The organism is Ruegeria sp. ABM4_193 (assembly GCF_056158705.1).
Genome location: NZ_JBSWTT010000003.1, coordinates 799554 through 820789 on the forward strand (window position 1 = coordinate 799554; position 21236 = coordinate 820789).

The 21236-nt window shown below is 54.6% G+C and carries 17 protein-coding genes; 9 read left to right on the top strand and 8 right to left on the bottom strand.

All coding sequences use genetic code 11. From position 1 onward, the window contains the following. The first annotated feature begins 5 nt into the window (after nucleotides 1–5). Nucleotides 6–1946 (top strand): vWA domain-containing protein, encoded by a 1941-nt coding sequence (locus ACXADZ_RS21935; RefSeq protein ID WP_475199924.1) that lies wholly within the window; start codon nucleotides 6–8, stop codon nucleotides 1944–1946. Between the two features lie 54 nt (nucleotides 1947–2000). On the opposite strand, the gene ACXADZ_RS21940 is transcribed toward ACXADZ_RS21935, so the two are convergent. Beyond that, nucleotides 2001–3785, bottom strand: a complete 1785-nt coding sequence (locus ACXADZ_RS21940) for an ABC transporter ATP-binding protein (RefSeq protein ID WP_475199925.1) — start codon at nucleotides 3783–3785, stop codon at nucleotides 2001–2003. Nucleotides 3786–4072: 287 nt separating this feature from the next. Further along, nucleotides 4073–5011, bottom strand: a complete 939-nt coding sequence (locus tag ACXADZ_RS21945) for a c-type cytochrome (RefSeq protein WP_475199927.1) — start codon at nucleotides 5009–5011, stop codon at nucleotides 4073–4075. A 96-nt stretch (nucleotides 5012–5107) separates the two neighbouring features. On the opposite strand from ACXADZ_RS21945, the gene ACXADZ_RS21950 reads away from it, so the two are divergent. Genes ACXADZ_RS21950 through ACXADZ_RS21960 form a run of 3 tightly spaced genes read left to right on the top strand, consistent with a single transcriptional unit; the run spans nucleotide 5108 to nucleotide 7500 of the window. Beyond that, nucleotides 5108–5632, top strand: a complete 525-nt coding sequence (locus tag ACXADZ_RS21950; RefSeq protein WP_253284777.1) for an RNA polymerase sigma factor — start codon at nucleotides 5108–5110, stop codon at nucleotides 5630–5632. Further along, nucleotides 5629–6366 carry an anti-sigma factor gene (locus tag ACXADZ_RS21955; protein ID WP_475199928.1) on the top strand — a complete coding sequence of 246 codons (738 nt, stop codon included), beginning with the start codon at nucleotides 5629–5631 and terminating at the stop codon, nucleotides 6364–6366. The genes ACXADZ_RS21950 and ACXADZ_RS21955 overlap by 4 nt, the downstream gene beginning before the upstream one ends. A 57-nt stretch (nucleotides 6367–6423) precedes the next feature. Then, complete coding sequence (locus ACXADZ_RS21960; protein WP_475199930.1) at nucleotides 6424–7500, top strand: helix-turn-helix domain-containing protein; 1077 nt, start codon at nucleotides 6424–6426, stop codon at nucleotides 7498–7500. Here ACXADZ_RS21960 and ACXADZ_RS21965 read toward each other — a convergent pair. Then, nucleotides 7473–8363: a LysR family transcriptional regulator gene (locus ACXADZ_RS21965; RefSeq protein WP_475199932.1), complete on the bottom strand. Its 891-nt coding sequence runs from the start codon at nucleotides 8361–8363 to the stop codon at nucleotides 7473–7475. The genes ACXADZ_RS21960 and ACXADZ_RS21965 overlap by 28 nt on opposite strands. A gap of 107 nt (nucleotides 8364–8470) precedes the next feature. Between ACXADZ_RS21965 and ACXADZ_RS21970 the strand changes: the two genes are divergently transcribed. Beyond that, nucleotides 8471–9472 carry a sterol desaturase family protein gene (locus ACXADZ_RS21970; RefSeq protein ID WP_475199933.1) on the top strand — a complete coding sequence of 334 codons (1002 nt, stop codon included), beginning with the start codon at nucleotides 8471–8473 and terminating at the stop codon, nucleotides 9470–9472. Between the two features lie 152 nt (nucleotides 9473–9624). Here the strand turns inward: ACXADZ_RS21970 and ACXADZ_RS21975 are convergent, their stop codons facing one another. The 5 genes from ACXADZ_RS21975 to ACXADZ_RS21995 all read right to left on the bottom strand — a co-directional run bounded on the left by ACXADZ_RS21975 (nucleotide 9625) and on the right by ACXADZ_RS21995 (nucleotide 17067). Next, a complete protein-coding gene (locus tag ACXADZ_RS21975; RefSeq protein ID WP_475199935.1) occupies nucleotides 9625–10929 on the bottom strand; it encodes a UDP-glucose dehydrogenase family protein in 1305 nt (434 codons plus the stop codon). A 564-nt stretch (nucleotides 10930–11493) separates the two neighbouring features. Then, nucleotides 11494–12564, bottom strand: coding sequence for a DUF2793 domain-containing protein (locus ACXADZ_RS21980; protein WP_475199937.1), 1071 nt, complete (start codon nucleotides 12562–12564; stop codon nucleotides 11494–11496). A gap of 169 nt (nucleotides 12565–12733) precedes the next feature. Beyond that, on the bottom strand, nucleotides 12734–14173 hold the full coding sequence (locus tag ACXADZ_RS21985; protein ID WP_475199939.1) for a mannose-1-phosphate guanylyltransferase/mannose-6-phosphate isomerase: 1440 nt from the start codon (nucleotides 14171–14173) through the stop codon (nucleotides 12734–12736). Nucleotides 14174–14241: 68 nt separating this feature from the next. Then, nucleotides 14242–15135, bottom strand: coding sequence for a UTP--glucose-1-phosphate uridylyltransferase GalU (gene galU / locus ACXADZ_RS21990; RefSeq protein ID WP_171095017.1), 894 nt, complete (start codon nucleotides 15133–15135; stop codon nucleotides 14242–14244). Nucleotides 15136–15819: 684 nt separating this feature from the next. Beyond that, the gene (locus ACXADZ_RS21995) at nucleotides 15820–17067 is read right to left on the bottom strand and encodes a lytic murein transglycosylase (RefSeq protein ID WP_475199940.1); all 1248 of its coding nucleotides are present in this window, start codon (nucleotides 17065–17067) and stop codon (nucleotides 15820–15822) included. Nucleotides 17068–17226: 159 nt separating this feature from the next. Here ACXADZ_RS21995 and ACXADZ_RS22000 point away from each other — a divergent pair, with 159 nt between their 5' ends. Genes ACXADZ_RS22000 through ACXADZ_RS22015 form a run of 4 tightly spaced genes read left to right on the top strand, consistent with a single transcriptional unit; the run spans nucleotide 17227 to nucleotide 21221 of the window. Beyond that, complete coding sequence (locus ACXADZ_RS22000) at nucleotides 17227–18186, top strand: cytochrome ubiquinol oxidase subunit II family protein (RefSeq protein WP_475199942.1); 960 nt, start codon at nucleotides 17227–17229, stop codon at nucleotides 18184–18186. After that, the gene (locus ACXADZ_RS22005) at nucleotides 18183–20273 is read left to right on the top strand and encodes a cbb3-type cytochrome c oxidase subunit I (protein ID WP_475199944.1); all 2091 of its coding nucleotides are present in this window, start codon (nucleotides 18183–18185) and stop codon (nucleotides 20271–20273) included. The genes ACXADZ_RS22000 and ACXADZ_RS22005 overlap by 4 nt, the downstream gene beginning before the upstream one ends. After that, a complete protein-coding gene (locus tag ACXADZ_RS22010; RefSeq protein WP_475199946.1) occupies nucleotides 20270–20902 on the top strand; it encodes a cytochrome c oxidase subunit 3 in 633 nt (210 codons plus the stop codon). Before ACXADZ_RS22005 ends, ACXADZ_RS22010 begins: the two co-directional genes overlap by 4 nt. Next, nucleotides 20895–21221: a cytochrome o ubiquinol oxidase subunit IV gene (locus ACXADZ_RS22015; protein ID WP_475199948.1), complete on the top strand. Its 327-nt coding sequence runs from the start codon at nucleotides 20895–20897 to the stop codon at nucleotides 21219–21221. The genes ACXADZ_RS22010 and ACXADZ_RS22015 overlap by 8 nt, the downstream gene beginning before the upstream one ends. Nucleotides 21222–21236 lie beyond the last annotated feature (15 nt).

Consider the following 21236-nt stretch of genomic DNA (forward strand, 5'->3'; position numbering starts at 1 on the left):
TTAAGATGTTGAGACGGATACTACCCTTGACGGCCCTGCTGGCTGCGTTGGCTGTGCCAGCATTGGCGCAATCTAAATCTCCGCTACCGATCGAAGGCAAAACAAGCCTGTTCCAAAGGGTGCTGATCCGCGAGCGGATCGAAGCCAAACCGGCACCTGACAGTGACAGCACCGCTGCGGCGTTGTCGCCGTTACAGGTGTTTTTTGTTTACGACCGCGACGGTGATTGGATGCAGATTGGGGCCAGCGATCAGGGCGACGACCTGATGTGGATCCCGGCAGCGGCATCCATCCCCTGGAACCAGAATATTGTCGCCACGCTGGAGGGCAGCGACAATGTCGGGAGGGTATTGTTCTTCAATGACATCGACCCGATTTACGACATCATCGAAAGTGAAAATCCGGCTGGTTTGGCCAAGGACGCCAGGGATGAAGCCTTAGCTGCGGAACAAGGCGGGGAACCGTCGGAAACCGTTATCGCGCTTGGTCCGCGTGAAACGATTGATCAGCGGCAGAACCTTTACGTCATGCCGATCCTTTCCACCGAAGAGGCCGTGTTTGACATCGGCCCCTTTGTCAATCTGTTGCAAGTCGCTGTAGCCAGCGCCAACGCGCCGAACACGCCCTTGCCATCAGATGACGCGGGTGCAGGTGACTTGAAAACGGCAGTGGTTTTTGTTGTGGACACCACGATTTCGATGGAGCCATACATCCGGGCAACCCGCGATGCACTGCAAGAGGTTTATCGTGAAGCTGCCGGATCCGCAGCGGCAGACGCCGTCAGCTTTGGGCTGGTGGGTTATCGCGACAGCCTCGAGGCAGCGCCGGGTCTTGGCTATGACGTTCGGACTTTTGTCGACCTTCAGGAAGGGCTGAACGTTGACAATTTCCTGAATGGCATCGACCAGATGCAAGAAGCGGATTCCAGCAGTAAGAACTTTCGCGAAGACAGCTATCGCGGGATCGAGCATGCTCTGGAAGACATGGATTGGAGCGGCTTCGGAGCGCGTTTCATCGTGTTGGTGACGGATGCTGGCCCCCGTGAGTTCGATGATCAATACTCGTCTACAGGTCTCAGCGCGGAAAGTCTGAACAGGATTATCCGTGAACGGATCGGCGGCGCGATGGCGGTTATGCATCTACGTACTGACCGTGGGGCGAAAGACCATCCATCGGCGGAAGCGGCTTACAAACAGCTGACGGCGTTTCCGAATTCGGCACCGTTATACTTCCCCATCCAAAACGGTGATCCTGAGGTTTACCGAGAAACTGCCCGTACGTTGGGTGCAATCGTTGCTCAGCAAACGTCTTCCTATCGACGGAGTGGTGGGGATGAGATTTTGGACGAAGATGCCATCAGCGATGAGGGCGACGATCGGTTTTCGGGTCTCAGTACTGCAGGTCGAACCATGCAGTTGGCGTATCTTGGCAAGACAGAAGGCGCTCGTGCACCGGATTTGTTCGAAGCTTATGTGGCGGATCGCGACTTTGACCGCACCGGCTTAAAACCGTTGTCGATCCGGTTGCTGATTTCCAAAGCCGATCTGAGCAACCTGGAAGAAGCGCTGCGGATCATCGTGGACCAGGCGGAACGCAACGTGGTCAATCCCGATCAGTTTTTTGCGCAGGTTCTGGGTGTAGCTGCGGATATGAGCCGAAGACCTGATCAGGTGTCGCGGCAGTCGGACCCTAGCCTTGCGGAAGCTGTGGCTTTGGACGAATACCTAGCGGACTTGCCTTACAAATCTCAGATTATGGCCATCACCGAAGACGATTGGGTTCGCCTTCCGATTTCTGAACAACAGACCATCGTCAACGGGCTTTATGACAAGATTGAGCGGTACCGCCGATACAATGAATCCACCGATCAATGGGTTGATTATCTTGGCGCAGGCCCGCAGGCAGGCAATCTGCTTTACCCGATGCTGTTGGATGATCTGCCATAGCCCCGGGCACTTAGTCCCGGGACATGAGTTTAGAATACAGGGTTGAAGTCGCGGTTATTCCGCGACTTCTGGAGCGGGAACGTGTTTTTTGAATTGTTGATCAAACAGTGTTCGGAAACTACCGCTTTTCTTCATCAACTGATCCAGATTGCCCTGCTCTACGATTGCTCCATCCTGAACCACGATGATTTTGTCTGCCTCAAGCACTGTCGATAGACGGTGTGCGATTACGATGACTGTTACGTTCTGCGTCAAGGCATCCAGAGCCTTCTTGACCAGAGACTCCGATTCAGCATCCAAGGCGCTTGTGGCTTCGTCCAACAAGAGAATTTCGGCGTTGCGCAGTATGGCACGCGCAATGGCGATCCTCTGTTTTTGGCCTCCTGACAGGAAGGTACCATTTTCACCCACCTGAGTGTCGTATCCGTCTGGCAAATCCATGATGAAATCATGCGCATGGGCTGCTTTGGCGGCTTCAAACACTTCTTCATCGGACGCTTCCGGAGCCGAACAACGCAGATTGTCCATGATTGATGCCGAAAACAGAAAGGTGTCCTGACCTACGTATGAGATCTTTCGGCGCAAGGAAGCAAAGCTAACTTCTCTCAGATCTTGTCCGTCGATCTCAACAACGCCCTTATCAGGATCGTAAAACCGCATGATCAATCCGAACAAGGTGGATTTGCCGCCGCCGGACTGGCCAACAAGGGCCGTTGTCTTACCTGCTTCGAACGAGACGTTCATATCTTCGATCACAGGCACCGCACCTTGATAGCCAAAGGTCACGTTGCGCAGGGCAATGTGGCCGGGTCCGGCGTTCAAGTCGTGGGCTTTGGGGCTTTCCACCATCGTGTCTTGCGAATCCAGCAAGCTGAACAACAACCCAACACCCATCATGTTGGTTTCGATCTGGACGCGCATGCGTGAAAGGCGCTTTGCTGGCTCGTAAGCCATCAGCAAAGCTGTGATAAAGGACATAAGCTGACCGGCGGACGGTTGCTCAGACCCTGCTATGCCCATCGTGCTGACAATCAGCACACCCGCAACGGCAAGACCCGCCAAGAACTCCATCAGCGGACTGGCGATTGCCTGAAGCCTGGCAATGTCGTTCGAACGTTGCTCGACTTTGCGGATGGCGGTTTCCATCCGGTCAATCATTCTGTCTTCAAGCGAAAAGACCTTGATGACTTTGATACCCGCCGAGGTTTCTTGCAGCACGCGGATAATTTCGGCCAGCGACTTGAATTCGGCCTGCATAATCGAGCGAACGCTTTTCAGCAAATAGCGAACGCCCAGCAAGGCAACGGGGCCGACAATAAAGAACATCACTGACAGAACGGGCTGCTGATAGACCATCACAGCCACCAGCCCGACCAGAGTCAGGGCGTCGCGGACAAAACCGGTCACCAATACATCGATCAAATTTCGCGCCGCTTGCGCACCATTGGTGGTACGCATCAGCAGATCTGACGACTCATTTGCACTAAAAAAGGATACGCCATGCCGAAGCAGTTTGCGGTACACCTTTTCCTGTTGCTGAGCCACGATCCGGTTACCCGCCCGAGCGAGAAAAGTGGCTTGGATATACGAGGCAATCGCCTTTGTGAGGAACAGCAGCACCACCGCCAACGCAATCACCTGCGCCCATCCTCGCAAATCTGGGCTGGTCATGGCGTCAACGATGTATTCCATCATATAAGCCGACCCCGCCGTGGTTACGGCGACCACGATCATTGCCAAAATCGCAATGCCATATAATGGGCCTTGTGCATAAAAGCTTTCGCCTACAAGGCGGCCCATATGGCCTGATCGCCATTTTTTCCAGGCGCGCGTTATCATTGCGTTCTCCAAATCGTGAAACGGTGCGCACGTTCAGATACCCTAATTCTTCGCGGGCCAAAAGGGCAGATACCGGGCTGCGTCAGTGCGGCCCATGTTTACTGTCTTTCGTGCGCAGCCGTAGATAGGGATTGCAATGGTACCAAACAAGTGCAATGCGCCAATTTACGCCGATTTCTCTTTTTAGGGCAGAACGATTTGGACTCGTTGCAAAACTGAAATGGGAACAGAGCCGTTGTCGCGCGACGGTGCAACTTGGTTGTCACGAAACCGGCGCCTAGAAGGACTCAGCCCTCTTGCTGCAAGTACGCCATCAGGTTCAATATATCGTCTTCCTTTTTCAAACCGGGAAACTGCATTCGATTGCCGGGCAGAAATGCCTTGGGATCGGCAAGAAACGCAGTCAAACTCTCTGGCGTCCACACAATGTCGGCGTTCTGTAGCGCTTTGGAGTATTTGAATCCTTCCACCTTACCTGCGGACTTTCCGAAAATAGCGTGCAGGGACGGACCGACGCCGTTACGGCCTTCGTCTAGCTTGTGACAAGCGCTGCATTTGCGAAAAACTTTTTTTCCCGCTTTGGCGTCCCCTGACACTGATGTTGCGCTAACCGCTGTTGGTGTCGTGGTCTGTGCTGCGGCCTGTTTGCCGTCTGAATGAAACACCAGCCGCGCCGTGATGGGTACCGTTCGGGTGATGCCAGGAAGGTTGGCCAGGTCCATCAGTTTGTCGACGCCCGCATTGACACCGGCGTCCTCAGTGTTGAGGAAAACCATGTCATTGGTCGAGACCAATACAGATGTTTCAGACAAGCGGGCGACGAACATCTCGGTGTCAAAGGCAACCTCTGTTCCGGCCAGCGTTAGGACTGATGCGGCATCCACCGTCGTGGTTTCTCCGACGGCCAGCCCAGACACCTCGGCCATGTCAAAATCTGCATTCAGGATTGCGGTGCCTGCTTTGCGAAAGACAAATTCAATCATCCGTTCATTTCGAATGTCGATATTTGTCTCGACAGTTGACAGGTCGATTTCGATTTCTGCACGGCCGTTTTGGGTCACATGCCCGCTGAGTTTGGTGAAGCTGTTAACCTCGCCAACAGAGTTTTTCTTGATGGTTCCGTAAGCCAGATGAGAGTTGTCGCTGTCCAGCGTCCAATTGTCTGCCAGAACAGGCGTTGCAACAATCGTCGACGCAATCGTGACTGCTTTCAACAGAAGTTTCATTTCAATCCTCCAAGGTTTGTGACACTTTCGCCCCGGCGGGCGTGGTCCGTGAGAGACAAACACACACAGGTCGCGATTTATTCGATGAGTGCCGAAATGACTTCTGAACAGGCCGTCCGCGACGCGGTGCAGACGCATTCGAAACGCGTCTGGCGGTTTGCGCTGGCTTTGTCAGGGGCATCGGACGTGGCGGACGATCTTCTGCAGGCCACGTGCCTGCGCGCGCTGGAACGCCATCATCAGGTCACCTCGCACAACCGTCTGGACAGCTGGTTGATGACGATTTGCCGCTCAATCTGGTTGAACGAGGTTCGGTCGCGCTCGGTTCGGCGGGCACAGGCCTTGTCGGTGACGCCAGAAGCTGACCTTGTGGCCAGCGGACCGGATTCAGAAACGAATATTTTCGCGACTGAAGTGTTTACACAAGTGATGCAGCTGCCAGAAGCGCAGCGGGAAACGGTTATGCTTGTATTCGTTGAAGGGTACAGCTACCGCGAAGCCGCTGCCATGCTGGAGGTTCCCATCGGTACGATTATGAGCCGGCTATCGAACGCCCGGCAGAAACTGAAAACCGTAATGCAGCTTGATGCGGCTGACGCCGCGCGACGGAGTGGCAAATGACGTTTTCCGACGAGACGCTGTTGGCGTATCTGGAAGGCACACTGGACGAGACTCAGAGCCGCGCCATCGAGGCCGCGGTTGAGGAAGATTCTGAACTTGAACGCCGCCTAATGGCGTTGGACCCGTTCGCGCCAGTGATTCAGAAAGTCTTCGAAACACTGCCTGCCGAAGCGCCGAAGATAGAATTACCCGAACCCGTGGAGCAAGCCCCAGGCGGTGGGGTATTGCGCCTTTTTGCTGTGGCTGCGAGCGTCGGAGCTGCGGCCGTTGCCCTGACGTTTTGGGCCACACGTCCGGCAGATTTGGGCTGGGCGCAGCAAGCGGCGATCTATCAGTCGCTTTATGTGCCCGAGACGATTGCCTCTCTGGACAGTTCCGAAGCGTCACTGAACAAGCAATTTGAAATGGCCGAGGCCGAGCTTGGACGGTCTTTGAACCGTGAAACGCTGGAATCCTTGCCAGGTCTGGAGCTTAAGCGGGCGCAGGTTCTGTCTTTCAAAGGCAAGCCTTTGATCCAGGTTGTCTTTGCAGATGAACAGGGTCAGCCATTTGCGTTCTGCATAATTCGTCAGGGACCTGACGCACCGCCCGCTGAGATCAAGCAAGCGGTGCTGAGCGGTTTGGCGACGGCCACCTGGGCTCAGGACGGCTATGGGTACATGTTGTTGGGAAGTTCTCCGCAGACAGATTTACAAAGTGAGCTGGACGTTCTGACCCGTACTTTTGCAGGTTGATCAGAAACTCTTTCAAAGCCTCTTGTGAACAGTGGCAAATGCCCGAAGAATACCGGCATGAAATCGAAGAAACCCTTACCCCTTCCTGAGGAAGAGGTCGATGATCTCGGCCCGGCCAGTATTTTTGATGGCGATCCGTCTGAGGAAGAAGATCTTTGGTTTCTGCCCCCCGATGAGGTCGAAGAAAAGGATTACTTCCTTCCCGGTCCGCGATCGGATCAACGTTTGCTGTTTGACCCACGCGATTGGCGGGCGGCGCAGTCTGAGTTGTCGTCGGAGCTTGCAGATCTTGCGCTGACCTTCGGTGCGTTGGATGAACGATTGCGCGCAGGCCCCAAGGGGTGGACGCATCGTTTGGCCCTGATGGAGACGTCTGACTTGGGCTGGTGGACTGGCGATCGCGTCAGTGTTGACCGATTGGCTTTGTGGACCGGTCTGCGCATCGGAGCAACCCATGATGACGTGCAGGCATTGTTCCGCGCCGGATGGGCCGTGCGCCGACTGAGCTCGGGGGCTGCTCCTGCAGATGGGGGATGGGAAACCGGACTGACTGCATTTCTGGAACGTCTGGCGCAAGGGTCCGATGCAGCCCCGGATGCAATTATGGATCTGGCAGAAGTTATGCGAGGCGTAGAAGGTTTGCATCCGGTCACGCAATCCGCCATCGCGTTTCATGCTTGGCGCGCGATTGCGCAGGGTGTTGGTCAGGATACAGAAGCTGCAGTGATTGCCGCGCGGCATGCAGCGACCATGGGGCGTGGTGGTGCCGTATTCATGCCGCTTGCATTGTCTGGTCCGGGCGCGTTGCGTGGGGCAGGTGAGCCGACCGAAAAACTCGGGGCCTGGATACGAGGGGCCGGGCAGGCGGCCCTTGCGGGGTTGTTGCATCTCGACCGGGTCAGCGCCTGGGAGGCCAAAGCCCGGGATGTCACGCAAAATCTGAGCGGGCGCACGCCACCGCGCCTGATTGAGGCGCTGACCTCGTGGCCCATGGTGTCCGCCCCTTTGGCCGAAGATTTGACCGAAGCGTCCCGCGCGGCAGTGCAGCGCAATTTCGACTTGTTCAGCCGTCGAGGTTTGGTGCGCGAGGTCACAGGGCAAGGGCGTTATCGCGTCTGGACTGCTGCGCTGTAGTCCAGCAGCCAGTCACGAAACATGCGGGCGGGTGTGCGCATGGTCGTCAGCGATGGGTAGATCAGGTGGTATGCTTCTTGTCCGGCAACTGTAGCCTCCGGCAGACATGGCACTAGACCTGACATTTCCATGATCCGATCCGAAGCAGGCGCGCGGGCAAGCGCAATACCCAACCCGCTTGCTGACAATTCTGCAGCCATGATCGAGTTGTCCGCGAAGAAGTACTGAGCCTGTCCTGCAGGCAAGCGCAGGGTTTCGAACCAATGCGGCCAACTTGCGCGATGTGTTGAAACCTCAATCAGAGTGTAACCAAGCAGGTCTTGCGGGGTTTTGATCTGTGCAGCGATAGCGGGCGGTGCAACAGGGTAAAGAACTTCTCGAATTAACTCATCACCTTCGGTGCCAAACAGGGCAGGGTTACCAAAAACAATCTGCAAGTCAGTAAATCGATTGGCAAAATCCGAAACGATGTTTCCGGTGGACAGTGACAGGTTGATATCAGGGTGCCGGGCTTGAAATGCTGAAAGGCCCTTGGCCAGGATTCCATGGGCGAAAAGCAATACAGACTGCACGTAGAGACGCTGCTCTCGCGTTTCGCCAAACAGGCCTGTGGTGGCAGTTTCCAGCATCAACAGGGATTGTTGCACCGATGGCAAATACGCCCGCCCTGCCTCGGTCAGAGTAACGGCATGGGCATGGCGGTGGAACAGAGGGGTGCCCAGCCGGGTTTCCAGCGCTTTCACCTGTTGGCTGACGGCCGCGGCGGACATGTTCAGCTGCACCGCCGCACGGGCAAAGCTTTCGGTTCGCGCGGCCGCTTCGAACACACGTAACCAGTTGAGAGATGGGATGCGGGACGACATTTTAACAGGCTAAGCAAAACTTATCCTGACCTGCAAGACAAACCGTGCTGAGCCTTGCTCAAGTCGCGTTAGCGTGTTGGCAGCGAACAAAATGAATGAGCCCAGCCATGACCGATCCAGCTCTGCCTCCGCGACCCAAACGCAAAATCTGGAACTTTACACCGCAATTGCCAATTCAGACGTCTCCGTACTGGGATTGGCCGATGAAACCGTTGGCTGCGCTGCGTTACCTTCTGCAAAGCTGGAACCCGTTGGCGCTGCGCGCGCTGCTGCTGGTTTTTGCCATCATCACCTGGAACTACCTGACCCCGTCACTCGTCCGGATCCAGACTTTCAGCTGGGATTGGGTGGCCGAGATCTGGTTTCGGAATTTCTGTATTCTGATGGTGGTTGCAGGTGGCTTGCATCTGGCACTGTGGAAATTCCGCACACAACAGGATGAATACCGCTATGACATGCGTCCGATGATGAAGGGCGCAAAGGTTTTCACCTTCAAGAACCAGGTCTGGGACAACATGTTCTGGACCTTAGGCCCGGCGCTGACCTTCTGGACTTTTTGGGAATGCCTGATCCTGTATTCCTATGCCAATGGTTGGATCAACATGATCACTTTCGACAGCAATCCGATATGGTTCATCGCGGTTGTAATCTTTGTTCCGATCTGGGCGGGATTTCATTTCTACTGGCTACACCGTCTGCTGCATGTCGGCCCGTTCTATACTAAAGTGCACGCTTGGCATCATCGCAACATCAACACCGGTCCATGGTCTGGCCTAGCCATGCATCCTGTCGAAAGTTTCTTTTTAATGTTCGACACGATGATTTTCTTTCTTCTGCCGTCCCATCCAATCCACGCGATCTTTCTGCTGTTCCATCACGGAATTGGTGCGCCGACCTCTCATGCTGGTTTTGAACACGTTAAACTAGGCAACAAGGCCAAGTTTCAGGTCGGGGACTTTTTCCATCAACTGCACCACAGGTTTTTCGATTGCAACTACGGCACGTGGGAAACGCCCTGGGACGAGTGGTTCAACACGTTCCACGACGGCACAGACGAGGGCAACGAAATGGTCAAAGAACGCAGGCGCAAAATCTGGGCGGGCGAGTAGAGCCGCACCAGTCCTTTGTCGAGCTTGAAACGACCCTGCAAAGGACTGGGATTTACATCCAGACCTAGCTTCTCACTCTGCTACGAAGCTTCAGGGTAAGGTGGCCAAGCTGGAAGGTTGCGGGCAACACCTGACAACCAGGCCGGAAAAGCTCAGCGCCCCACCCCGACATAGGTTTCAAAGCCAGCCTTCAGGGTCTTGCTCTCTGAATAGACATTGCGGAGATCGACCATTCGGGGGGTGCTCATGGCCTGGGCCAGATCGCCGAGGTTAAGCGCGCGGAACTCGTTCCATTCCGTCAGCAGAACCAGAACGTCAGCCCCTTGCGCGGCAACATAAGGATCATCGCACCATTCGACGCCCGGCAGTAAAGTTTCGCCTTCGGATTTCCCTTGTGGATCCACAACGCGCACTTTCGCGCCTCCGCCGATCAGGGCCGGGACAATGGACAAAGAAGGCGCATCGCGCATGTCATCTGTATTGGGTTTGAAAGTGACCCCCAGTACCGCAACGGTTTTGCCGTTGAAGTGATCGTCACAGGCCTCGCGGATCTTTTCGATCATACGCTTTTTAACCTCGTCATTCACGCGAATGACGGTTTCCGTAATCTGCATCGGATGCGCGTGATCCTGGCCAATCCGCGCCAGTGCCGCAGTGTCTTTGGGGAAACACGAGCCGCCATAGCCGGGCCCTGCGTGCAGGAATTTGTTGCCGATCCGCCCGTCCAGCCCCATGCCGCGAGACACCTCTTTTACATCTGCGCCGACCTTCTCGCATAAGCCTGCGATTTCGTTGATGAACGTGATTTTAGTCGCCAGAAACGCGTTGGCGGCGTATTTGATCATCTCGGCGCTTTCCAGATCGGTGGTCAGGATCGGAAAATCGCGCAGGTAGAGCGGGCGGTAAATCTCGGCCATCACTTCGGCAGCGCGGTCGCTTTCCACCCCAACGACAACGCGGTCAGGGCGCATGAAATCATCAATCGCAGCCCCTTCGCGCAGAAATTCAGGGTTCGAAGCGACATCGAATTCTGCGTTGGGGTTGGCGGCCGCGACCACCGCTTGTACTTGTCTGTTGGTGCCTACGGGTACAGTCGATTTTGTGACGATCACGGTATACCCGGTGACGGCCTGTGCGATTTCTTCTGCAGCCGCCATCACATAGGTCAGGTCTGCATGGCCATCACCGCGTCGGGTCGGCGTACCAACCGCAATAAAGACCGCGTCTGCTCCGTCCACGGCAGCCGCCAAATCGGTGGTAAAGCTCAGGCGACCGGCAGCCACGTTTTTGGCCATCAACACATCGAGGCCGGGTTCGTAAATCGGAACCTCGCCGGCTTTGAGCATGTCGATCTTCTGGTCCGCCTTGTCGACGCAAATCACATCATGACCGAAATCCGAAAAGCACACACCAGACACAAGGCCGACGTAACCGGTGCCGATCATCGCAATACGCATCTCAAAAGTCCTTCTTACCAATACCTGCCGACAACGCGCGAACAATCAAAGAAACCAGGGGTAAATTCAATGGTTCACTGCGCCCGTAAACAGTACCCCATAGGTTCTACCTGTTTTTGAAGCAATAAGGGTGCGTAAACTTTTGCAACGTCTCTCAACGTGCAACACTGGTTTGTCCAATTTACACCCAGTTTGAACGGAGTTTACGTCACCAATTTTTTCTGGGTAAAGACCAGAATGTCCATTGGAGCAAACATGTTGCTCAGTTTTACCATTTCCAGCGCGTCAACAAAGCGCACTATTTGACGTTCAAAGTTTGCCGCTACATTGTAAACCGACTAAAGCCAAGCGACAGCCAGTTACTTTGCCAAGATGGGTGTTCAGGGCTTGTTTTCTGAAGTGAGAATTTTCGAACCAATCAGCCCGAATATAGCGCTTTGTTGAAAGGTCGAGGGCGTGTTAACTGAGGTTGTTTTCACGATCTTTCAGCGGACTCTCCGGAACGGTTCCCTAAAGCTTGGGCACAAATAGCCGCCCGATGCAAAAGCCGGACGGCCTATTGGCTTAGTACCAACGCCCAATTGCGGTTGCGGACGGTGATAACGTCGAAGAATCCGACAGCGCCGACAGCACTTTGCCGTCAACCCGCGTTGTGCCGGGCGTATCCAAGCCGACAAACCGGCCGACAGCGCCTCCGCTGCCAGTGACGCTTGGCGTCGCGGCAAAAGGCGTGGGAAAGTCCCAAGTGAATGTGGAGCTCGCAAATAGAGCGCCCTCAGCGCTAGAGCAATCAACTGCGGGCAGGGTAGCGGTGCAAATCTGCGTCCCGTCGGCAAACCGCACAAACTCTCCGTTTGAGTTTTGGCCACGTTCGATGACGGCACCGGTTGGAGTGCCCGCACTTTCTGAAACGGATCCCAATAGATTGCCCGGCCCATAGCCATAATCCGCCCGCATAAGCCGGCCAGTGCTGGTGTCGGACGCATCGCTTTGCACAGCTGCTCCTGTTGCTGCGCCGGTGGTCGGGTCAAAGCTCAGCGCTTGGGTCCAGTTTGTGCCATCGGGGGAAACTTTGATTGAAAAAACTGAACTGCCAGACAATCCCATCTCGGCATGGCCCGTCCAGTTCGATTGAAACAAAAGCGACGCGGTATCATCAGCGCTGGCTTTGTTGATTTTAAGCTGATGCCCGCCGCCGTCGTGGGTTAGCAGAGTCGCTGGGCTTCGAACAGTCAGGCGGTTGGTTGCATCGGCGGTTGCCGCAATACCGACACTATCCAAGTTTTGCGTGTCGACGGGCATTGGGACCCATGCAGTGCCGTCCCAGATTCTGATATCCCCAACGGTTTCGTCCCAAGCGCGCCAACCCGGCGAGGGCGCCACGAAATGCCAGGCGTTGTCCAGCCAAGCGGCGAGGTCCCCGGAATGCCCGACCCAATCCCCTGTTGGAGACGATCCAACCGCGTGAACTTCGCCCTGTTCGGGAACCACGGGTGGCGTGTCGGTGTGCGTTGAGCGGACCGTCAGTTGCACGATCAGATCAAGTTGTCGCAGAGCTTCGTTATGTGTGACGTGCTTTTGCGCCTGTGACGGTTGCAAAAACGGAAGGTTCAATCGGGGTGAGGTTTGTGACACGAGGGTCCTCCTGTAGCTGTCGGCCCGAAACATCGGTTGCGCGCCACAGTGCAGCACAGCGCGTCAATCCTCTGTGACCGGGCCGACCGCCCAGGAAATTTTCTGCTAACCATTGAACCGTTAGCTGGGCTCAACTGGCAGGATTAAGTCTAAGGTTTTTTTGGGTGAGTTATTCGCGGGCATAAATGTCTTCGTAGCGAATAATGTCGTCTTCTCCCAAGTAAGCTCCGGTTTGGACTTCGATCAGAACCATCGGAACCTTGCCTGGGTTTTCCATCCGGTGCTTGGCACCTAGGGGGATGTAAACGGATTGGTTTTCACACACCAACTGTTCTTTGTCGTCGATCGTGACTTTGGCCGTCCCTTTAACGACGATCCAATGCTCGGATCGATGGTGATGAGATTGCAAGCTAAGTGCCGCGCCCGGGTGGACATGGATCCGTTTGACTTGAAACCTGTCGCCGATCACCAGGCTTTCGAACCAACCCCATGGGCGGTGATCCACAGGCAGGGCCTCTGCTTGCTTAGCCCCCTTTTCTCTAAGCGCTGTGACGGCCTGTTTCACATCCTGCGCCTTGTCCATGCTGGCCACCAGAACTGCATCGGGCATCGCAACTGCGATCACGTTCTCCAGTCCTATGGCCACTACTTCCTGCGTTGGTGATTCTGATCGTATCAGAACGTTGCGGCATTCTATGGCGGTAACCTCGCCATCTGTCGCGACGCCGTCCTCGCTCAAATCGGAAAGTTCCTGTACCGCCGTCCAGCTGCCGACGTCGGACCAACCAGCAGAGTAAGGAACAACACTCAGGTTCGGTGCCTTTTCCATGATCGCATAGTCTATTGAGATGTCAGCCGCGTCGGCCCATGCGGTAGGGTCTAATCGCAGGAAGCCCAAATCAGTTTTTGCCTCGTTAACTGCTTTTTGGACGGGTGCTATCAAACTTCCTGCATGTTGTTCGAATGCAGCTACGATGTCACGAACCGCGAACAGGAATATGCCTGAATTCCACAGGTAGCTTCCATCAGCCAACATGGATTGCGCTGTTTCTTCATCCGGTTTCTCAACAAATCGATCCAGCGGGACGGCACCTTCCGTTGAATCCGGTGCGTGGTTGAGTTTGAGGTATCCATACCCGGTTTCTGGTCGTGTAGGCGTGATACCAAAAGTCACCAGATCACCGCGTTCCCTTATCGCGCGCGCGCCTTCGGCCACGGCTGCATGGAAGGCGGACTTGTTCGGAATCACGTGATCTGACGGGGCCACAAGCATGATGGCGTCAGGGTTTCGGGATGCCAGGTAAAGTGCTGCTGCCAGAACAGCAGGAGCGGTGTTGCGCCCTTCTGGTTCAATCAGGATGGGGCCGGGGTCGATGCCAACTGCGGCCAATTGTTCGGGCACGATAAAACGAAACGCTTCATTTGTCAGAACCAGCGGCTTTGCGTAAGGCATATCTGACGGACCAAGCATTCGGTCAGCGCAATCCTGCAAGAGGGTGGCTTCACCCACCAAAGGAACAAATTGCTTGGGGTAACTTTTGCGAGACAGAGGCCATAAACGTGTCCCTGATCCTCCGCAAAGAATGACGGGATGAATTGTATTCGTCATGTGTATGCCTTCGAACTGGTAATCAAAGAAGGTTTTTCTTTACTCATACTCAATGAAACGGCTTCTAACTACTGGGCGGCTTTCCCGGTTGCGACAACGTCGTTCAAGTATTGGCTCAGATCCTCGCGAAGATCGTCACGAGCAAGTGCAAAGGCTACGGTGGCTTGCAGAAAACCCGATTTTGACCCGCAGTCAAAACGCTGTCCATCAAATTTGTAGCCAAATACCGGAACACCATCAGCAATGTCTTCAGCGATGGCATCAGTCAGCTGTATTTCCCCACCACTTCCAGTTTTCATTGCGTTCAGGTTATTCAGCACGGATGGGCGCAGAACATAGCGGCCGATAACTGCCAGATTTGACGGGGCCTCGGTCGGTTCAGGTTTTTCAACCATGCCGCGCGCCGGAACGACCGGACCGATACTGTCTCCAACATCCAACACTCCGTAAGAGCTGGTTTTTTCCGGTGCAACTTCCATGGCCGCGACCATGTTCCCTCCGGTCTCTTCATAAGCTTCGATCATTTGTTGAAGGCAGGGTTTGTCTGCTGCGATGACGTCATCGGGCAGCATGACGGCGAAAGGTTCGTCCCCAATCAGGCGACGGGCGCACCAAACAGCATGTCCAAGACCCAGAGCTTTGTGCTGACGAATATAGGCAATCGCGCCGCTTTCCATGTTCGTTTCATTCAGGATTTCAAGCAGTTTATCTTTCTTTTTCGCCTTCAATTCCTGCTCTAGTACAAGGTTGTGGTCGAAATAGTCCTCAAGCGCGGATTTCCCGCGCGAGGTGACGAAAATAAATTCCTTGATACCTGCAGCGCGGGCTTCGTCGATAGCGTACTGCACCAAAGGCCGATCTACCAAGGTCATGATTTCTTTGGGTACCGACTTGGTGGCCGGCAAAAACCGCGTTCCCATGCCTGCAACAGGAAAAACTGCTTTGGTGACCTTGCGTGTCATGATGCCTCTCAATTTAAATATTTAGCCGGAAAAGGGGGCTTTGTCCGACATGTTCTCATAGGCTGCGGAACCTGATCAATCAATGATACCCGATGGTACAGGCGGCAATTGGTCAAATCGTGCCACCTTGTCGGGCCGGTGTCAAAAGAGAGCTCTCTTTAGGTAATGCCGAGTGGAGCCGAAAAAGCGACGTCTTACGCAGCCCTATGAGATTGTTCGCTGCTAATATTCCGCGAATAGGTTGCGCGCGAACTCCACACATTTTGAAACCGATCTATCGTCCTCTCACAGCACTTGTGTTTTCGTTGAATGGGCAGAAGAAATATCAGTTTGTCAGGATGTATCTTGTTCAAAATACAGAGCTTTTTGTGCAGGCGGTTTCGGCTTCAGTTACCTTGCAGTGTGGTAATTTTAGCGTTGTGCAAGGGCTTGGATTCCAACTTTATCCGAGAAGCCAATACTGAGAAAATGTTCTGCTGATGGAGGTGCGTTTTTCAATAACAACAACGTGAAAACTGGGATGCCAAACCGGCTGCTCTGTTCCAAATTTGGCGACAATCGCGCAAAATTCCCCCCAATGGACGCAAATACAACGGAACTTAGTGTCTTTTACCGCAGCGTGGCCAAACGGTCGGGTGTGCCTGGATATCTACCCAGACTAGGGATCCAGACAATCGTCCTTATTCAAGGTAAGAGTTTAGCTTTCATAGCAGGTTCCGGAAAGCAAGTTGGCGCGATGCCCACGGTCTGTTGCCAACGTCCAATCGAGCGGCGCGTTTTGAACCCAGGCAATCCGTCCGCACCGCCAACATCATGGCCCATCTGTTCAAGGGCACGCTGCATTTCCGCGATGTCGGACCGGTACAGCCCACCGACCTTTCCCCACCGTCCGACAAAATCCCCTACGCCATATTGAATACGGTCCCCAACATGGCCAACAAACAAAGCATAAAGATCGCTTTTGTTGTATTCCTTGAGCACGTAGAAGTTCGGCGTGACAATAAAGGCTGGCCCATGCCGTCCGGCTGGCATCATCAGATATCCTTCACCATCACGCTCATGGGCTGGGAAGGGCCTGCCCGAGACACGAGCTATCCCCATTTCTTCCCATTTGTGAATGGGGCGACCCTGATCGGGCCCTTCCAGAGAACAGGGCAAAGTTTCAGGAACAGACACCTCAAAACCCCAATCCCGGTTGCTAACCCAGCCATGTTGGTCGAGGTAGTGGCCGATTGATGCGATAGTATCGGCGGGTGAGCCCCAGATGTCAGCATGCCCATCCCCATCGCCGTCTTTTGCATAGGTTAAATAGTTGGACGGCATGAATTGCGGCTGGCCCAACGCGCCCGCCCAACTGCTTTTCATCTTTCGCGCGGACAAATGTCCATTTTCCGCGATTTGCAGAGCAGCGATCAACTCGCCCGTGAAATACGCAGCTCTGGTGCTCATGAAGGCCTTGGTGGACAGAACCTGGAATGCGTCATGGCGGATCGGCACCTGTCCGTACCCGCTTTCTCGACCCCAGATTGCAAGGATAATCCGTGCGGGAACGCCTGTTTCATTTTCGACCGAGGCGAGCGTCTTCGCGTGACGCTGCGCCATTTTGCGCCCGACAGATGAGGCGCCCTGAACTGATCCCGCGTTGAAATAGCGACCGGGCGAACCGAACTCGGCCTGTTTTTGCGCTTTCGGCACTTTGTTTTTTTGCCCGGGGGGAACCAGATCAGGCAGTTTCCAGTTCAAAGTCACACCAGAGAACGCCTGATCCATGGTTTGCTTTGAAACCCCTTTGGCTCGTGCCTTTGGCCAAACCTCGTCCTGTAGCCAAGCCTGGAACTGACGTTCAACTTCAGCATGATCCTGCGCCACAGCGGCGTGTGCGAGCAGGATCAGACCAGTGGCGACAAGTATTTTGCGCATCAAAGAAAACATGCGTCTCTGCTCCGTTGGGGTCTCAACGCGTAACGCCCGTTGTGACCCAAGGTTGAAAGAAGTTGTAACTCGGCAATCTGCGGTTTGGAAAGGTCTTGAGAAATCTTTTGCATTTGCCGATAGTTGAGCGGAATTTGGATCATGAGAGGGCTGTGCGTTATGGCCAAAGGCAGATTGTCCAACCCGTCCTCGCTTGTGATGGCTGCTTTGATCCTTTTGACGGTGACACCACCGATGGCCTTTGCCAGCGATAGCTTCATGGACCCGCAAGGTCCGATTGCAGCAATTCAGAAAACCCATCTTTTACGAGCCACTGCGCTGATAATGGTGGCCGTTATTCCCGTTTTGGTTTTGGTGCCGTTGATTGCGTTTCGGTATCGACGCCGAAAGGGTGGTGCGGCAGCCTATCGTCCCGACTGGGATTTTTCAGCAAAGCTGGAATTTGTGATGTGGGGCGTGCCCGTTTTAATCGTGGCACTCCTGTCATTCTATCTTTGGAAGGCAACACACAGGCTTGATCCCTATTCGGCTGCTTTTGGTGAGGAGCCCGCTGTGCGGGTTCAGGTGGTGGGATTGGATTGGAAATGGCTGTTTCTTTATCCCGATCTGGGCATTGCCAGCGTGGGCGAGTTTGGAATCCCAACCAAACGACAAGTGGCCATGACGTTGACCACCGACACGGTGATGCAGTCTTTCATGATCCCCGCTCTTGCCGGTCAGATTTACGCGATGCCCGGTATGACAACGCAATTGCATCTGGTTGCGGATACGCCAGAGGTCATGCAGGGCGAAAACACGCAGTATAACGGACGCGGTTTTACCAAACAGAAGTTCCGCACCGTTGCGATGGACCAAGATGCCTTTGATACGTGGGTCGGTAAAGTGCGCGCTGGCGGCATCCCATTGAATGCGACCACCTATCAGACGCTTGCGATGCGAACCGACAGGGATGAAGTTCAAGCGGCTTTAGGGACGGCACAGATGCCTGATGATGCACTGTATTTCACGCTGGAAGAGGATGTGTTTCACAGCATTCTGCACCGGTATCACAGCGGCGAGGCTTTGCCCGCCGATCAACAACCGGGCACGGCATCCTTCGGGCAGGAGGCGCAAAAATGACATCTCCAGAGACAGGATTTTTTGGCCGACTCAGCTGGGATGCGCTGCCAATTGCTGGGTTGCTTCAAGGTCCCAACGCCAATGAGATCGTGGCAAATGCGGCTGCGGGCGTCGTGATTGTTGGTGTCATTGCTGTGGTCGGGTTGCTCAGCTGGTTTCGACTGTGGACGCCGCTGTGGCGCGATTGGCTGACAAGTGTCGATCACAAGAAGATTGGCATCATGTATGTCGTGTTTGCCATCGTGATGTTGGCGCGCGGCGTATTGGAAGGCGTCGTCATGCGCGCGCAGCAGGCAGCTGGGCCAGGTGACGGTTTTCTGGAGGCTGAACACTTTGCCGAGCTGTTCAGCACCCATGGAACAATCATGATTTTCTTTGTGGCTGTGCCCTTTGTCTTTGGCATCGCAAATTATGTCATTCCGCTGATGATTGGCGCGCGCGACGTTGCCTTTCCGCGGCTGAACCAGATTAGTCTGGGCCTGACGGTGTCGTCAGGCATGATGTTGATGGTGTCGCTGGTGGTCGGGCGGTTCTCAACCGGTGGCTGGACAGCCTATCCGCCATATACCGGTGCAGCCTTCAACCCGGGCGTCGGCCCGGACTACTGGATCTGGACCATCGTTGTGTCGGGTATCGGGACCACGCTCACGGGCATCAACTTTGCTGTAACGATCTACAAGATGCGCGCGCCGGGTATGACCTTTATGCGGCTGCCGATGTATTGTTGGACGATTATCTGCAGTTCTATCCTGATTGTCTTTGCCATGCCGCCCTTGGGGGTTGCCGCGTTGATGCTGGCCGCAGACCGCTATCTGGATTTCCACTTCTTCACTAATGACCTCGGCGGCAATATGATGAACTACGCCAACCTGTTCTGGCTGTTCGGTCATCCCGAGGTCTATCTGCTGGTTCTGCCCGCCTATGGTATCTATTCCGAAGTTTTCGCAACGTTCTCGGCCAAGCGGCTCTATGGCTACAACTCGCTTGTTATTGCGACAATGTCGATTGCGGTGCTGTCCTTCACGGTCTGGTTGCATCACTTTTTCACCATGGGTCAAAGCGCGTTGATCAACGCCGTGTTTGGCATTGCAACCATGCTGATCGCGATTCCGACCGGTGTGAAAGTCTATGACTGGATGGCAACCTTGTGGCGAGGACGAATCCGGTTTTCGGTGCCGATGTTGTATGGGCTGGCATTTCTGATGCTATTTGTGATTGGTGGCCTCAGCGGGGTGATCCTGGCAAATCCAACGGTAGACTATCAGGTGCACAACACGCTGTTTCTGGTGGCGCATTTCCACAACGTTCTGTTGCCGGGCGTGCTGTTCGGCCTATTGGCGGCCTATAACTATTGGTTCCCCAAAGCGTTTGGTTTCCGCCTGAACGAGTTCTGGGGCCGCATAACAGTCGCTCTCTGGACCATAGGGTTTTTGTTGACGTTCATGCCGCTCTATTTTGTTGGGTTGATGGGAATGCCGCGACGTTCGTTCAGCTACGATGATCCAACCTTCCAGCCTTTCATGATCGTCGCCATCATTGGGGCGCTGGTGATTACGTGCGCTTTGTTCTCGGTCCTTATCCAATTGTGGGTCAGCATCCGCGACCGCGAAAAAACACGCGTTCCGGTGGGGGATCCATGGGATGGCCGCACGTTGGAGTGGTCGATCCCGTCACCCCCGCCGCCCTACAACTTCGCGATCATTCCACAAGTAACTGACCGGGATGACTTTGCTGCGGCCAAAGAAAGGGGTGTCGCGTATCCAACTCCGGATGCTTATGAGGATATCGAGCTGCCTCGCAACACCGGGATTGGCTTTATCTTGTGCGTATTTAGCGGCATTTGGATGTTTGCGCTGGTGTGGTGGATATGGTGGTTGGCGGTCCTGATGACCGTGTTGATGATCCTCGCGGTGATCATTTGGACGTTCGACGACAGCACCGAATTTACCATCCCCGCAGAAGAAGTGCGCAGAGATCACGAAGCGTGGCTTTCGTTGGTTTACAACGAAAAGGCGGTGGATCGTGACTATGAGACCTCTCCGGAAAACCGCGGCCTTGCCCGCCCTGATCTGGAGGCGGTCACGTGAAACGCGCACCAACACATAGTTACCCCGGCATCAACCTTGGAGAGCGCCACGCAAGCGCCCATAAAGCAGCCGAAGTTGTTACTTTTGGGTTCTGGGTCTTCCTGATGAGCGATCTGGTCTATTTTGGACTGATGTTCGCGATCTACATAACCATGATCGATGCACAGGCGGGCGGCCCCGGTCCGCACGAGTTGTTCGACCTGAAAAGCGTCTTTGCTCAGACCCTGATCCTATTGACCAGCAGCCTAACGGTTGGTCTTGCCATGCTGGCGCTGAAATACAATTTACCGCGCTGGCGCATCATTTTGTGGTTTGGTGTCACGCTGTTGCTGGGGCTTGGCTTTTTGGTGCTCGAACTGCGTGATTTCATGGCTATGGCTGAAAAGGGCGGTGTCCCGCAACGCAGTGGGTTCCTTTCGGCATTCTTTGGTTTGGTTCCGTTACATGGCTTGCACGTTGCAGCCGGATGTCTGTGGCTGATCGTTCTGGGCATCCAACTGCGGGTCAAGGGAATGACGGATGTAATCATTTCTCGGGTCGTACGCTTGGCGTTGTTCTGGCACTTTCTCGACCTGATCTGGATCGGCATTATCACCATCGTGTATTTTGGAGGGCTGACCTATGGATAACAGGTCCGAAATGCACCGGCGCGAAAGACGGCGCTATGTCATCGGTTATGGCGGGTCGCTGATCCTTACACTCGCCATGTTCGGAGTGGCGTATGTGTTCGGCATCGAAACGGTCGGCGTCTATCTAACGATCGGCTTGCTGGGTCTGGCTCAACTTGTTTTGCAACTTGTGTATTTCCTGCATATCGACCGCCGACGCAGCAGCCGGGAAGATCTTCATCTGGTCCTGTTTTCCATCATGGTTCTGCTGATCATGATCCTTGGTACTGTTTGGGTCCTGGGCAATCTGGCGATACGCATGCATATGCACGCAATGTAAGTGGCTCAGACTGCG

Excerpts from the sequence above, each read along its gene's own strand:
- ACXADZ_RS21935 (WP_475199924.1), top strand. The coding sequence starts at position 6 with ATGTTGAGACGGATACTACCCTTGACGGCCCTGCTGGCTGCGTTGGCT.
- ACXADZ_RS21940 (WP_475199925.1), bottom strand. The coding sequence starts at position 3,785 with ATGATAACGCGCGCCTGGAAAAAATGGCGATCAGGCCATATGGGCCGC.
- ACXADZ_RS21950 (WP_253284777.1), top strand. The coding sequence starts at position 5,108 with ATGACTTCTGAACAGGCCGTCCGCGACGCGGTGCAGACGCATTCGAAA.
- ACXADZ_RS21960 (WP_475199930.1), top strand. The coding sequence starts at position 6,424 with ATGAAATCGAAGAAACCCTTACCCCTTCCTGAGGAAGAGGTCGATGAT.
- ACXADZ_RS22000 (WP_475199942.1), top strand. The coding sequence starts at position 17,227 with ATGGCCAAAGGCAGATTGTCCAACCCGTCCTCGCTTGTGATGGCTGCT.
- galU (WP_171095017.1), bottom strand. The coding sequence starts at position 15,135 with ATGACACGCAAGGTCACCAAAGCAGTTTTTCCTGTTGCAGGCATGGGA.
- ACXADZ_RS21975 (WP_475199935.1), bottom strand. The coding sequence starts at position 10,929 with ATGCGTATTGCGATGATCGGCACCGGTTACGTCGGCCTTGTGTCTGGT.
- ACXADZ_RS21970 (WP_475199933.1), top strand. The coding sequence starts at position 8,471 with ATGACCGATCCAGCTCTGCCTCCGCGACCCAAACGCAAAATCTGGAAC.
- ACXADZ_RS21985 (WP_475199939.1), bottom strand. The coding sequence starts at position 14,173 with ATGACGAATACAATTCATCCCGTCATTCTTTGCGGAGGATCAGGGACA.
- ACXADZ_RS22005 (WP_475199944.1), top strand. The coding sequence starts at position 18,183 with ATGACATCTCCAGAGACAGGATTTTTTGGCCGACTCAGCTGGGATGCG.
- ACXADZ_RS21995 (WP_475199940.1), bottom strand. The coding sequence starts at position 17,067 with ATGTTTTCTTTGATGCGCAAAATACTTGTCGCCACTGGTCTGATCCTG.
- ACXADZ_RS21965 (WP_475199932.1), bottom strand. The coding sequence starts at position 8,363 with ATGTCGTCCCGCATCCCATCTCTCAACTGGTTACGTGTGTTCGAAGCG.
- ACXADZ_RS22015 (WP_475199948.1), top strand. The coding sequence starts at position 20,895 with ATGGATAACAGGTCCGAAATGCACCGGCGCGAAAGACGGCGCTATGTC.
- ACXADZ_RS21945 (WP_475199927.1), bottom strand. The coding sequence starts at position 5,011 with ATGAAACTTCTGTTGAAAGCAGTCACGATTGCGTCGACGATTGTTGCA.
- ACXADZ_RS21955 (WP_475199928.1), top strand. The coding sequence starts at position 5,629 with ATGACGTTTTCCGACGAGACGCTGTTGGCGTATCTGGAAGGCACACTG.